Annotated in this window: 14 protein-coding genes; 8 read left to right on the top strand and 6 right to left on the bottom strand. The window is 34.1% G+C overall.

Translation table 11 applies throughout. From position 1 onward, the window contains the following. Positions 1-103: 103 nt before the first annotated feature. Together HNQ90_RS06735 and HNQ90_RS06730 are read left to right on the top strand one after the other, a co-directional pair. The gene (locus HNQ90_RS06735; protein WP_144117110.1) at positions 104-616 is read left to right on the top strand and encodes a VOC family protein; all 513 of its coding nucleotides are present in this window, start codon (positions 104-106) and stop codon (positions 614-616) included. 99 nt (positions 617-715) lie between these two features. After that, positions 716-1294, top strand: coding sequence for a Crp/Fnr family transcriptional regulator (locus HNQ90_RS06730; protein ID WP_144117109.1), 579 nt, complete (start codon positions 716-718; stop codon positions 1292-1294). On the opposite strand, the gene HNQ90_RS06725 is transcribed toward HNQ90_RS06730, so the two are convergent. Together HNQ90_RS06725 and HNQ90_RS06720 are read right to left on the bottom strand one after the other, a co-directional pair. Next, complete coding sequence (locus HNQ90_RS06725; protein WP_144117108.1) at positions 1291-1890, bottom strand: hypothetical protein; 600 nt, start codon at positions 1888-1890, stop codon at positions 1291-1293. The genes HNQ90_RS06730 and HNQ90_RS06725 overlap by 4 nt on opposite strands. Before the next feature lie 157 nt (positions 1891-2047). After that, positions 2048-3211, bottom strand: a complete 1164-nt coding sequence (locus HNQ90_RS06720; RefSeq protein ID WP_144117107.1) for a THUMP domain-containing class I SAM-dependent RNA methyltransferase — start codon at positions 3209-3211, stop codon at positions 2048-2050. A gap of 335 nt (positions 3212-3546) precedes the next feature. On the opposite strand from HNQ90_RS06720, the gene HNQ90_RS06715 reads away from it, so the two are divergent. The 3 genes from HNQ90_RS06715 to HNQ90_RS06705 all read left to right on the top strand — a co-directional run bounded on the left by HNQ90_RS06715 (position 3547) and on the right by HNQ90_RS06705 (position 5541). Beyond that, complete coding sequence (locus HNQ90_RS06715; protein WP_144117106.1) at positions 3547-4278, top strand: class I SAM-dependent methyltransferase; 732 nt, start codon at positions 3547-3549, stop codon at positions 4276-4278. A gap of 85 nt (positions 4279-4363) precedes the next feature. Next, positions 4364-5038 (top strand): ZIP family metal transporter, encoded by a 675-nt coding sequence (locus HNQ90_RS06710; RefSeq protein ID WP_144117105.1) that lies wholly within the window; start codon positions 4364-4366, stop codon positions 5036-5038. 74 nt (positions 5039-5112) lie between these two features. Further along, positions 5113-5541: a DUF4268 domain-containing protein gene (locus HNQ90_RS06705; RefSeq protein ID WP_144117104.1), complete on the top strand. Its 429-nt coding sequence runs from the start codon at positions 5113-5115 to the stop codon at positions 5539-5541. Positions 5542-5634: 93 nt separating this feature from the next. Here the strand turns inward: HNQ90_RS06705 and HNQ90_RS06700 are convergent, their stop codons facing one another. Genes HNQ90_RS06700 through HNQ90_RS06690 form a run of 3 tightly spaced genes read right to left on the bottom strand, consistent with a single transcriptional unit; the run spans position 5635 to position 7438 of the window. Beyond that, the gene (locus tag HNQ90_RS06700; protein ID WP_144117103.1) at positions 5635-6144 is read right to left on the bottom strand and encodes a GNAT family N-acetyltransferase; all 510 of its coding nucleotides are present in this window, start codon (positions 6142-6144) and stop codon (positions 5635-5637) included. Next, complete coding sequence (gene trhA, locus HNQ90_RS06695) at positions 6134-6760, bottom strand: PAQR family membrane homeostasis protein TrhA (RefSeq protein ID WP_144117102.1); 627 nt, start codon at positions 6758-6760, stop codon at positions 6134-6136. Before trhA ends, HNQ90_RS06700 begins: the two co-directional genes overlap by 11 nt. Further along, complete coding sequence (locus tag HNQ90_RS06690; RefSeq protein ID WP_144117101.1) at positions 6761-7438, bottom strand: DUF4294 domain-containing protein; 678 nt, start codon at positions 7436-7438, stop codon at positions 6761-6763. Positions 7439-7615: 177 nt separating this feature from the next. On the opposite strand from HNQ90_RS06690, the gene HNQ90_RS06685 reads away from it, so the two are divergent. The 3 genes from HNQ90_RS06685 (at position 7616) to HNQ90_RS06675 (ending at position 11709) form a co-directional block, all read left to right on the top strand. Beyond that, positions 7616-8704 carry a polysaccharide lyase family 7 protein gene (locus HNQ90_RS06685; RefSeq protein WP_144117100.1) on the top strand — a complete coding sequence of 363 codons (1089 nt, stop codon included), beginning with the start codon at positions 7616-7618 and terminating at the stop codon, positions 8702-8704. Positions 8705-8819: 115 nt separating this feature from the next. Next, positions 8820-10421, top strand: coding sequence for a T9SS type A sorting domain-containing protein (locus HNQ90_RS06680; RefSeq protein WP_144117099.1), 1602 nt, complete (start codon positions 8820-8822; stop codon positions 10419-10421). A 199-nt stretch (positions 10422-10620) separates the two neighbouring features. After that, positions 10621-11709: a M42 family metallopeptidase gene (locus HNQ90_RS06675; protein WP_144117098.1), complete on the top strand. Its 1089-nt coding sequence runs from the start codon at positions 10621-10623 to the stop codon at positions 11707-11709. A gap of 218 nt (positions 11710-11927) precedes the next feature. Here the strand turns inward: HNQ90_RS06675 and HNQ90_RS06670 are convergent. After that, on the bottom strand, positions 11928-13046 hold a 1119-nt coding region (locus tag HNQ90_RS06670; protein WP_183822297.1), incomplete at its 5' end, for a T9SS type A sorting domain-containing protein.

Here is a 13046-nt window from a genome sequence, read left to right as displayed (position 1 = left end):
CTATAAATCAGCAATTAACTCTTTTAGTTATGTATATTACATTTGGGTAAGTTATTGCCAATTAAACAAATATAGAATATTTTTGCAATCTAAATTATGTATTATGACAACAAATAAAGATTATCCTAAGTCCTTTTCTCATATTGGACTTACTGTACCTAATATAAACGAAGCTGTAAAATTCTATTCGGAAGTTATGGGTTGGTATGTTATTATGGAGCCTTCAAAAATTAAAAAAGAAAAAGAAACCGCCATTGGCCAAATGTGTATTGATGTTTTTGGTGACGAGTGGACCGAGTTTGAAATTGCCCATTTAGCAACTTCCGATGGTATTGGAGTTGAGTTATTTTCGTTTCCGCATGGTGTAAAAGAGGCTCCGGAATTTAATCCATTTAACACTGGGCTTTTCCATTTTTGCATACAAGACCCAAATATTGAGGACCTCATTGAAAAAATTATAGCTTACGGTGGTAAACAACTTATGCCTATTAGGGAATACTACCCAGAAGACAAACCTTTTAAAATGTGTTATGTTGAAGACCCTTTTGGGATTGTTTTTGAAATCTACACACATAGTTATGAGTTAACGTATTCTTCGGGTGCTTATGCTAAGTAAGAATCATTAACGTTTTAAAATAATTAAGTATCTTTATTTTAAGTAGACAAAACCCCTGTTTAATCAGGGATTTAAACATTTGAAATAGAAAAAATAGTAATGGAAAATACATTAGTGGACATGATGTCAAATTTTCTTGACTTAAGTATTGAAGAAAAGCAAGAAATAAAAAAAGCCTTTCCTATTAAGACTTTAAAAAAAGAAACGACTCTGCTTAAAGAAGGACAAATTGCTAAAGATGCATTTGTTGTTATAAAAGGTTGTATTAGGGAATATTCCATTGTAGATGGTGAAGAGGTAACTTCTGAATTTTATACCGAACTTCAATCGGCTGCAAATTTTGATAGTATGGCTAACAAAAAACCTTCTAAGTATTACTTTTCGTGTACTGAAGATACCACGGTAGCCATTATGAACCCAGAAAAGGAAAATGCGTTATATAAAAAATTTCCCCATTTTGCTGAAATCTGTCGCGTAGAAATGGAAAAGATGTTGGGTGAAAATCAAGAAGCATTTTCAAAATTCAAAAATGCTTCTCCTAAAGAACGCTACTTAAACTTACTAAAAAACAGACCAGACTTAATGCAAAGAGTACCTCAATATCAAATAGCTAGTTACCTTGGTATTAAACCAGAAACGCTAAGCAGAATACGCAAAAGGATTTTAATTGGTGATTAAAATTTAAATCCAAAATTTAAACTAGGCTCAAATATATAGTTGGGCTTTCCAGATTCTATTACTGCAAAATCATCAGGGTAATTTGTATCAATTGGCCAATATTTAAGAGCATAAGCAGGTTCTAAATAGAAACGATTTTTAAAAAACTCAAAACGATAACCTGCAATTAATTGAAGATACAATTGAAAACCTTTTTGAGTTTTATTGTCATTTATATCATGATATTGTTTTTTAAAGGAAGTGGCTTGAATTGTTGTAAACACGCCTTTCCAATGAAAACGTTGATACCCTACTCCTATTCCGGTAGCTCGTACAAAACCTGGATATAGTTCTTCTGAATCGCCATAGGTTCCTAAAGGTTCAGAATATTTCCAAGTATTAAACTCAACAAAAACCCGATCTTTTTTGGTGAGTCTGTTTCCGTAGGTTAGTAAGTAATATTCGGGAGAGTCAGAAAGAAAATTTCCTAACATAAAAAAAGACGATCCAATAGAATGTTTATACGCAACAGCGTTTTCTGTTTGTGCGGTATTTTGACCAAAAGCGAAAATGCCTGTCAATATAAAAAATACTGCTATTTTAACTTTGAAAATCATAGGTTTGAAGTGTTATAAATTATGTCTACAAACTTAGATTTTCTCTTTTTCCTTTTAATTGACTAAAGTCAAGAAATGATTGTACACTACTGCTAGTAATTACCAGTAGCGAATTGAGTAAGCTAAAATATTAACAGATTCCTGCTTTCGCAGGAATTTAGTCCTTGTTCATGTATTTACCTTTTTTACTGCCCTCGTACATAACGTACTTTACTAAGCGCGATTCTAGTTTGGCATTATAAAGCTGTATTTTTCTAGATGGACGCAAACCTACAAACTTTAAAGCATCGAGGTTCGAGGTTATAAACCAAGCATCGGTACCTGGATAATTTTGTTTTAACGTATCGCCAATGTTGGCATAAAACTCTTCCATATCGATATTTAAACGCTCGCCGTAAGGAGGGTTAAACACCATATGTAGTTTGTTTTCGCCCGCTTTTTGTGTTTTAAAGAAATCTTCGTGGCGTACCTCGATAAAATCTTCTAACTGGGCGTTTTTTACATTATCTATAGCTTTTGAAACCGCACTTGGAGCTTTATCATACCCTGTTATTTTATGATGGAAATCGCGAGTTTTACCTAGCAAGGATTCTTCAATTTTCTCGAAAAGCTCGACATCCCAATCTGGCCAGCGCTCGAAAGCAAATTCTTTTCGCATAAGGTTTGGCGGAATGTTACAGGCTATCATAGCGGCTTCAACGAGCATGGTTCCGGAACCACACATAGGGTCCATAAAATCGGATTGACCATCCCAACCGGATAACATAATTAAACCTGCTGCCAATACTTCGTTTATTGGTGCAATATTGGTTGCTGTTTTGTAACCACGTTTGTGCAGAGAATCTCCCGATGAATCTAACGAGATTGTACAACGACGCCTATCGATATGTACATTAATTTTTACATCTGGAAATTTAAGATCTACGTTTGGGCGTTGACCATCGGTTTCTCTAAATTTATCTACAATGGCATCTTTTGTTTTTTGTGCTATATAAAGCGAGTGCGTAAATAAATCGGAATGAATGGTAGCATCGATAGCTAAAGACCCTGTAGGTTTTAGATATTGGGTCCAATCCATTGCATAAATTTTATCGTATAAATCTTGCTCGCTATTTACATTAAACGAATGTATGGGTTTTAATATTTTAACTGCTGTACGCAATGCTAGGTTACATTTGTACATGAAGCCTTTATCGCCAGAAAAAGCAACGTTACGCACGCCCTTTTTTACATGCATTGCACCTAATTGTGTAAGCTCGTTGGCCAATAAATCTTCAAAGCCAAATAAGGTTTTGGCAACCATATTGAAATTTTCTCCCATTTTTTTCGTCTTTATACGTAAAGCAACTTAAATTTTAAATTTTCTGCTTTTTCTTTTTGCTTTTAACTTGTTTAAATTTTTAAACCGTAACTCAGGCTATGCTTAAAAATTCTGCCTTGTTATAAACAAAAATAAATGTCGCTAAATTACCTAAAAACCCAATTACATTAGGTATTACATTGCAAAAATAACGTAATTTTGCGGCAAACATAACGTTTATTGATAAATCCGGGTTAAGGATTGAAGTGGAAAGCCCACAGCACCTTTTTTGGTGCGAGGACTTGTAACGAAAAGCCTGACCGCGCTTTTGGGCGTGGTAACCCCCAAACAACACTATGACTAATAACACAACGACTTGGTTTTCTTCTTGGTTTGACACGCCATATTACCACATTTTATACAAGGACAGGGACGACACAGAGGCGCAAGCTTTTATGGAAACTTTAACGGATTATTTGAATATTCCGGAGGGCGGCACTATACTTGATTTGGCTTGTGGAAAAGGCAGACACGCCTTATACCTTAATAAAATTGGGTATGATGTTACAGGTGTAGATTTAAGCGAAAACAGCATTAAATTTGCTAAACAGTTTGAAAACCACCGCCTTAAATTTGATGTGCACAACATGTGTAAACCATACCATAAGGAGTTTGATGCGGTTTTTAATTTGTTTACTAGTTTTGGCTATTTTGAGGATGATGCCGATAATTTAAAAACCATAAAATCTATTAAAGAGGAGTTAAATGAATTTGGTTTTGGGGTAATTGATTTTATGAATAGTGAGTTTGTTATTGACAATTTGGTGCCCGAGGAAATTAAAACTGTTGATGGCATCGATTTTCATTTAAAACGCTTTGTTGAAGATGGATATATTATAAAAGATATTACTTTTACGGCCGATGATAAGTTTTATAATTTCCAGGAGCGCGTTCGTGGGTTTACTTTAGCGGATTTTGAATTGCTTTTTGAACAGGCTGGCGTGTATTTATTGGAGGTTTTTGGTGACTATAAATTGAGAAAATTTAGCCCTAAAACATCGGAACGCTTAGTGATGATTTTTAAATAAGTCAAACCGTATGTGACACCAAATTATTTTGACTGTTACGGATTATTTTAGATTGAGTTTTAAATTTGAATAGTATTTTTTTTGAATGGATAAGTTTCTTTTACCTTTATTGGCGGTAGTTTTAGGTTTTATTTTAGCGCTTATAACCAAAAAGCAAAAATCGTGGAACACCAAGCTATTACTTTCTTTTAGTGGTGCTTTTTTATTAGCGTTAACGCTTTTTGAATTGCTTCCGGAAGTGTACAACCATTTAGACACAAAACTTACTGGACTTTTTATAATGTGCGGTATTATGCTGCAAATTGTATTGGAATTATTCTCGAAAGGTGCCGAACATGGGCATGTACATATCCATAAAAACAAAACTATTTTCCCTTGGCTATTATTTATTAGTTTGTGTATACATAGCTTTTTAGAAGGCTTTTCTATACACGACCATAATGATATGGTTTATGGCGTTCTAGTGCATAAAATACCTATTGCGACTTTAATTACCATGTTTTTATTACAATCCAACTACACGAAATTACAAATTGGTGGCTTTTTAGTGGCTTTTGCTTTTATGACACCTTTAGGTACTTGGATTTCGCATAACTCGACGTTTCTTGCCGATTACGCACACATGATAAACGCTGTAGTTATTGGTATATTTTTCCATATTTCGACTACCATTTTGTTTGAAAGTGGCGACGGACATAAGTTTAATTTCTCGAAGTTTATTTCGATTATATTAGGTGTAGCGGTGGCTTATATGATTTAAAAAAGACGGAAGGTGGGTAACGGATGACGGAAGCATTCAAGATTGTAATTGAATGAAAAAAAACAGTGTTTTTAATGTTTAGCAAAGAAGAATCAAGACGTTTAAGAGAAGAATTTTGGACCAGCTTTGGAAAATCGTTTCCACGGAAATGGGTATTGTACGATACCAAACTAAAAGGCTTTAGTTTTAAATTTCATTTTGATAATAGAACGGCTTTAGTAGCTCTAGATCTTGAGGACGATTTAGAACACCGCATTAAATATTGGGAAAAACTAGTGGCTTTAAAATCGATTTTATTAGACGATTATCTTCCTGAAGCTATTTACGACGAAGAATATTTTTTAGAAAACAAAAAAGAGATTTCTAGAATTTACGTGCCTTTAGAGCAAAAAGTATCGATACATAACAAAAACTCCTGGCAAGATGTTATGGTGTTTTTTAATACACACATGAGCTTGTTTGAGGCTTTTTTCGAGGAATATAAAGAGGTTATTGAGGGATAATATTCCTGCCAACGCAGGAATCTGATACATGGAAAACGCTTTTACAATACTTACTTAAAAACTTAATTCTAGGTGTATTGATGAGATTCCTGCCTACGCAGGTATTTGTTTAACCATCTCATAATCGTCCATAATAAAACCATTTCCAATATCGGCAACAATAGGCCCGATATTTTTAAACCCTAGTTTTTCATAGGCTTTAATTGAATTTGTATTATGAATATTTACAGTTAATCTTATTTTATTAAGCTCGTACTGTTTAGCTTTATCCTCAACAAAAGCCATGGCCGTCTTCCCTATTTTTTTTCCTCTATAAGTACTCAGTACATAAATTTTACTTAAAAATAAAGCATCGGTTTCCTTCTTTATGGAGATATAGCCAACGGAAACGCCTTCGAATTTTAAAATATAATATGTATAGCCATTTTCAACTTGCTCTGTAATAGGTTTTACCGATTGAAATTTTTCTAGCATGTAATCTATTTGTGGCTTACCAACAATAGGAATATAATGCTCGCGCCAAATAACATCTGCTAATTTTTCAATTTGGTGGTAATCTTTGGTGGTGTTAGCTATTTCAATTTTTATTCTATCAAATAACATAATTAAAAATCATTAAAAAGTGAAAAACGGCTCCTGCCAAAACAAACAAGTGCCAAATAACATGATTGTACGGTATTTTATCAATGGCGTAAAACACAATACCAACGGTATAAGCCATACCGCCTGCAAACAACCAAAAAATGCCTTGTTCTCCTATTTGGTTAGCGAGGTTTGAAAAATCGAAAACAATTAGCCAACCCATTACTAAATACAATAAAGTGGAGAAAAGCTCGAACCTTCCTGTAAAAAACAACTTTAAAATAACGCCAAAAGCTGCAATACCCCAAACTATAAAAAAAAGAATCCAACCTAAGGATTCATCTAACGAAATTAAACATACCGGTGTGTATGTTCCGGCTATTAAGAAATAAATACTAATATGATCTGCAATCCTAAAATAGTGTTTATAGCGCTCCTGTTTTACAGCATGATAAAATGTAGAGGCTAAAAACAAAATAACAATAGAAAGGCCGTAAAGTATAACACTAAACAAACTCCAATCTGTTTTATTGGTATTGTGTGTTAAAAGTAATACCAAGGCAACAACTCCAAATAAGGCACCCAAAGCATGGGTTATACTGTTTAGTTTCTCTTCGAATGGCGATTGAATACGCATTTATTCAGGAGTTTTTTGATGCACCCATTTATTGGTTAAATCGTAAAAATCAAATTCGATTGCCGATTTTTGTTGTTCCAAGCGTCCGCTTTGAAAATTTCGTTGTAAAATATCTTCAATTAAATAATCTTCTTTTTCGTTTTCTGGGTCGTACTCACGTTTTAAAGAAATATCGAACATACTTGCTGTTGTATTATACCAAAAGGCTCGCCAACCGTTACGCAGTTCTTTAACAAGCTCGAAAGCCGTTACACCGGTTTGCCTGTGAATGAGCTTTACCAAAATCTGCCCTTCGGTACGGGTCATTTTTTTTAATTCTTCAGAAAACTCACCTTCAATATACTTTTGTACGCGCTTGGTGTAACGTTTTTTATCTCGGTTTTTAGTGAGCGTCAGCATGCGCGAGTTCATAGAATCTAATCGTTCGGCAGCCATTTTAGCATACGGATATACTTTAATGGTTTTACGGCGTAGAATTAAATATCTAATTCTGTCCTTTTTACTATTAAACTCCAATCTATGTAATAGCATGACTTCATCTAAATCTATAGATGTTCTGGGTACCGAATCACCTTTAATAATTAGGTACTTTTCAGACACAGAATCCTGCTTAATTTCTTCTATTTGGGCGAAGAGTAAGACTGGGAAAAATATAAGTATGTATTTTAAGTATTTCATGCAATAAACAATGGGACTTTTATTATGCCAAAAATACTCATTTTATGATAATTGAGACCGTTGAAAATTGAAATAATCAAGATACTTGGCTGTCCAAGAGAAAAAAACGATAACTTTGTTAACATCGACAGACTTCAATAAAACAACATTTTAACTAACGTAATATCTATAACAAAAATGAATAAAAAATTTATAGCACCTCTATCCACATGGTTAGTTTTTAGTACATTCTTAATATTAAGTAGCTGTAACAACGGTGCTAAAAAAACTGAAACAGTAGAAACAGAAAAAACTATTTATGCCAGCGAAGTTATTCCTTTTTTTAACGATTGGAAATTGATTTTAGGTGATGGCTCTAACGTTGGAAAAGCAATAAATTTTGAGCATAAAGATTTTTTCTATACTGAAAATGATGGCGAAAATAATTGGGTAGTTTTTAAGGCTCCTAATGCTGGCGATACCCACGGGACATCGAACAATATTAGAACAGAATTAGCACAGGTAAAAAAGTTTTATCCTAAAACAGCTAACGATAAATTAACGGCAACGCTTAAGGTTATGAATGTTTCTACTACTGGTGATGCGCGTGTAGCAGCTACACATGCTGTGGTAGTTGGACAAATTCATAGTGCCGATAAACACGAAAACGAACCGCTTAAAATATTTTACAAAAAATTCCCAGGCCATACAAAAGGATCGGTATTTTGGCATTATGAAATTAATACCGCTGGCGATGATAATTCTGGACGATGGGATTATTCTTCGGCTGTTTGGGGTAACGATTTTTCTGTTGTTGGAACTGAGGTTAATACGTATCCAGAAGAACCAAAAGATGGTATTGCTTTAGGTGAAGAATTTAGTTATGAAATAGAAGTCGTAAACGGTATTATGACACTAACCTTCTCGAGCAAAGGGCACGACACAAAAACATTTACAAAAAACTTAATAGAATCTGAATACACCGCAACTGCCGACATACCTGAACAAACCCAAAAATTATTTGTTCCTCTGGGGCAAGATGGTGTGGAACGCCAAGAAGCATACACAGGCGAAGGTTTATTTTTTAAATTAGGCTGTTACAACCAAACCAATGGTAAATCGCCAGAAATAAACAAAAACTGGTGTTCTGGAGCCGAAACTCATGAAGGCGATCTTGAAAAACAATATGCGGATGGTAATTATGCCGAGGTATGGTTTAAAACAGCAAGTTTAAGAATTAGTGATGCCTCGGTATCTAACCAAGAGTATTTTGATAAAAATGACTAACTCTCCATAGTTCTAAAAAAACAAATCTATTTTAAAACAACTTAAATTTTGGTTTAAGCCAAAACGCTTCGCTTAATCTTAACTAAATACTATTTAAAAACTAATCATTTTACCAATGATAAAACTAAACACTACTATTTTATTCTTATTATTTACCTATTTAGGATTCGCCCAAAACACTTACACAGGCAATCTTACACTAACCACGCAAGCAGAAATTGATGCCTTTACTTATACTGAAGTAACCGGCAACCTTTTTATTGATGAAACTTTAGATGGAGAAATTGTAAATCTTAATGGGTTAAGTACACTTACACAGGTGGGTGGTACTTTAAGAATTTTTGGAAATAAGCAGCTTACGTCCTTAAACGGATTGGAAGCACTTGTTTCTGTTGGCCAAATTTTACAGGTAGATTCTAATACCACAATTACCTCTTTAAGTGGTTTAGATAATCTTATATCGATAGGTATCAATTTGAACATTTCTAGAAATACAGCGCTTACCACATTAAGTGGTTTGGATGCTCTAACATCGGTAGGTGGCGAATTAGATCTTGATAGAAATTATAGCCTAACTAACCTTTGTACTATTTCAGGTTTATTTGGAGATGGAACAGGACAAATTTCGGCAGAAGAATATGTTTTAATTGGAAATGGTTACAACCCCACTTATACAGAAATACAAAATATGACCGATTGCAGTATTACATCTACGGCTACCGTTTATGCTGGAAGTATTATACTAACTAGTCAAGCTGAAGTTGATGCCTTTTCTATTACGCAATCAAATATAACAGGAAGTTTAGTAGTTACTGAAGCCACACCAAATGATATTACTAACCTAAATACTTTAACTAGCATTAATACCATTGGTGGTGAAGTATTTATACAAAGTAACGCTGCACTAACTTCTTTAAGCGGTTTAGATAATTTAACAACGGTTGGAGGTAATTTTTTTATAGACAACAACGATAGTCTTACATCTTTAAACGGATTAGATGCGCTTACTACTGTTGGCGATTATTTTTATGTGTATAGAAACGACTCTCTTCTTACTTTAAGTGGCGTAGATGCACTTACTACTGTTGGCCGATTTTTTAGAGTTAGAAACAATCAATCTCTTACTGCTTTTAATAGCTTAAATTCACTTACTACCGTAGCAACAAGTTTTTGGGTTTGGGATAATCATGCCCTTGTTTCTTTTAATGGTTTAACTAATTTAACCACCATAGGCGAAGATGTTCAAATTTTTCAAAATGATGCACTTACCTCATTAAACGGTTTGGATAATCTTACGTCCGTTGCTAGAAACTTAAATATAAATACTAATATTGAACTTGAAGAATACTGTGCCATTGGCTCTTTAATTGGAGATACAGATCCGGGGCAAATATCGGAAGCTGAATATAACGTTTTCAATAATGGGTATAACCCAACTTACACAGAAATTCAAGGAACTACTACTTGTAGCACGCTTTCGGTTAATACTGAAGTTAAAAACTCATCTATTCGTATTTTTCCTAATCCATCTAATAACTTTATACAAATCTCTGGAATTTCGGAAACGCTTAGTTATAGCTTATATGATACTTTAGGGAAAGCAGTAAAACAAGGATCTATTTCTAACAACGAAAAAATTAATATTAATAGCCTACCTAAAGGGCTATATTATTTAAATATTGGTAATACTATTTATAAAAAAGTTATTACCAAATAGTATAACATTAAAACTTATGCTGTGTTACTAATTAGCCTAAGCTTGCGTTAGGGATTGCAAAGGAAAGCCCACAGCCTGACGAAGAAAGTGCGAGGACTTGTATTGTAAAGCCCGACCCTTTATGGGTAACGCCCAAAAACTTTAAATTAAGAAACAATTATAGATAATATATTATTATTTTAGTACAAAATTTATATAAATGGCAAAGAAGAGCATATTGAACAAAAAGTCTATGGACTTTTTAGAAAAATATTTAAATAACGCAGCACCAACAGGATATGAGTGGGACGGACAAAAGCTGTGGATGGATTATTTAAAACCTTATGTAGATGAATTTATTACAGATACTTATGGTACTGCAGTTGGAGTTATAAACCCAAAGGCAAAATATAAAGTAGTTATTGAAGGGCATGCCGATGAGATTTCGTGGTATGTTAATTATATATCGGATAACGGATTAATTTACGTGATTAGAAATGGCGGTAGCGATCACCAAATTGCACCGAGTAAAATAGTTAATATCCATACTAAAAATGGCATTGTAAAAGGTGTTTTTGGGTGGCCTGCAATACATACGCGTAATAAGGCTAAAGAACAGTCTCCTAAGCCCGATAATATTACTATTGATGTTGGTGCAAAGGACAAAGACGAGGTTGAAAAAATGGGAGTTCATGTGGGTTGTGTAATTACGTATCCGGATGAGTTTCATATTTTAAATGGTGATAAATTTGTTTGTCGTGCATTAGATAACCGTATGGGTGGTTTTATGATTGCGGAAGTGGCGCGTTTACTTAAAGAAAACAAAAAAACGTTACCTTTTGGTCTTTACATTACCAATTCGGTTCAAGAAGAAATAGGTTTACGTGGCGCAGAAATGATTACACATACTATTAAACCAGATGTGGCCATTGTTACCGATGTTACTCACGATACTACTACGCCAATGATTGAGCCTAAAACGGCTGGATTGCTAGAAATTGGCAAAGGTCCTGTTGTGGCTTATGCTCCGGCAGTACAACAAAAATTAAGAGATTTAATTACAGATACGGCTGAGGCTAAGAAAATTCCTTTTCAACGTTCGGCTTTATCGCGTGCTACAGGAACCGATACCGATGCTTTTGCTTACAGCAATGGTGGTGTTGCTTCGGCATTAATTTCGTTACCATTACGCTACATGCATACTACCGTAGAAATGGTGCATAGAGATGATGTTGAAAACGTTATTAAATTAATTTACGAAACATTACTAAAAATAGAAGACGGCGAAACGTTTAGCTATTTCAAATAAAATTTAAGCCTCTTAACCGAGGCTTTTTTTAGGTTTATGGACGAATATTTAGATATGTTGATGCCCAAGGACATCCTACAGGAAAATCGGAATTAAAACCATCTATATCATTTATTTTCAAGAACTTAAGCCGTATTCAATTTTTAAATGTATTTATTAAAAACATAAAAATCGCATCCAAAAGGATGCGATTTTTATTGCAATCGAAAACTGATTAATTAATTCTCAATAATCATTTTCTTAGTGTCTATTTTAGTACCAGCAACATAAAGCGTATAATAATACATACCAGCAGATAAATCTCTAGTATTGATATTTAGTTCTTGTTCCCCCCTTTCATTTAGATCGATAGTTGATATAATTTGTCCAGCTGTAGAAACGAATACCATAGATGCGCTTCCTAAGACACTATTAGGTATGAAATATCTTATTGAAGAACTTTCTGAAAATGGATTTGGTATATTTTGATACAAGATAATTTTTTCATTGCTTGCTTTTCCCGATTCAGAAGTACTCAACGATCCTCCACAAGCACAAGATTCTATAGCCATTACTCTACTTAATAAATCGTCTATTTGTGCTTGTTGCGATGTGTTTTCTGCTTGCAAAGTAGATAGTATTGGAGACAAATCCACATTTACTGAAGTACCTCCCTCGATAGCTACTGTAAGTGTAGTACCTGAAAGCGTTGCTGCGGTTAGATTTTGGTCATCTGTACCTGCTCCATCTTGTAATGAAGATAGATCTACTCCTGTTCCTCCACTAATATTTAAAGTTGATCCAGATAATGATAAATCTTGAGCATCGGTATTATCTAAGTAACTTGATAAATCGATAGTGGTAGCTCCTCCTGAAATGCTCAACACATCTGAAGCTATTGATAAATCTTGCTCATCAGTATTATCTAAGTAACTTGATAAATCGATAGTTGTTGTTCCGCCTGAAATGCTCAACACATCTGAAGCTATTGATAAATCTTGCTCATCAGTATTATCTAAGTAACTTGATAAATCGATAGTGGTAGCTCCGCCTGAAAGACTCAACACATCTGAGGCTATTGATAAATCTTGCTCATCAGTATTATCTAAGTAACTTGATAAATCGATAGTTGTTGTTCCACCTGAAATGCTCAACACATCTGAGGCTATTGATAAATCTTGCTCATCAGTATTATCTAAGTAACTTGATAAATCGATAGTGGTAGCTCCTCCTGAAATACTCAACAAATCTGAAGCTATAGATAAATCTTGCTCATCAGTATTATCTAAGTAACTTGATAAATCGATAGTGGTAGCTCCGCCTGAAATACTCAACACATCTGAAGCTATTGATAATCT

The organism is Algibacter amylolyticus (genome assembly GCF_014202225.1).
GTDB classification, from domain to species: Bacteria; Bacteroidota; Bacteroidia; order Flavobacteriales; family Flavobacteriaceae; genus Algibacter_B; species Algibacter_B amylolyticus.
This window is presented reverse-complemented; position numbering and strand designations above follow the sequence as displayed.

Coding starts and splice junctions, on each gene's coding strand:
- HNQ90_RS06735 (WP_144117110.1), top strand. CDS start 104: ATGACAACAAATAAAGATTATCCTAAGTCCTTTTCTCATATTGGACTT.
- HNQ90_RS06730 (WP_144117109.1), top strand. CDS start 716: ATGGAAAATACATTAGTGGACATGATGTCAAATTTTCTTGACTTAAGT.
- HNQ90_RS06725 (WP_144117108.1), bottom strand. CDS start 1,890: ATGATTTTCAAAGTTAAAATAGCAGTATTTTTTATATTGACAGGCATT.
- HNQ90_RS06720 (WP_144117107.1), bottom strand. CDS start 3,211: ATGGGAGAAAATTTCAATATGGTTGCCAAAACCTTATTTGGCTTTGAA.
- HNQ90_RS06715 (WP_144117106.1), top strand. CDS start 3,547: ATGACTAATAACACAACGACTTGGTTTTCTTCTTGGTTTGACACGCCA.
- HNQ90_RS06710 (WP_144117105.1), top strand. CDS start 4,364: ATGGATAAGTTTCTTTTACCTTTATTGGCGGTAGTTTTAGGTTTTATT.
- HNQ90_RS06705 (WP_144117104.1), top strand. CDS start 5,113: ATGTTTAGCAAAGAAGAATCAAGACGTTTAAGAGAAGAATTTTGGACC.
- HNQ90_RS06700 (WP_144117103.1), bottom strand. CDS start 6,144: ATGTTATTTGATAGAATAAAAATTGAAATAGCTAACACCACCAAAGAT.
- trhA (WP_144117102.1), bottom strand. CDS start 6,760: ATGCGTATTCAATCGCCATTCGAAGAGAAACTAAACAGTATAACCCAT.
- HNQ90_RS06690 (WP_144117101.1), bottom strand. CDS start 7,438: ATGAAATACTTAAAATACATACTTATATTTTTCCCAGTCTTACTCTTC.
- HNQ90_RS06685 (WP_144117100.1), top strand. CDS start 7,616: ATGAATAAAAAATTTATAGCACCTCTATCCACATGGTTAGTTTTTAGT.
- HNQ90_RS06680 (WP_144117099.1), top strand. CDS start 8,820: ATGATAAAACTAAACACTACTATTTTATTCTTATTATTTACCTATTTA.
- HNQ90_RS06675 (WP_144117098.1), top strand. CDS start 10,621: ATGGCAAAGAAGAGCATATTGAACAAAAAGTCTATGGACTTTTTAGAA.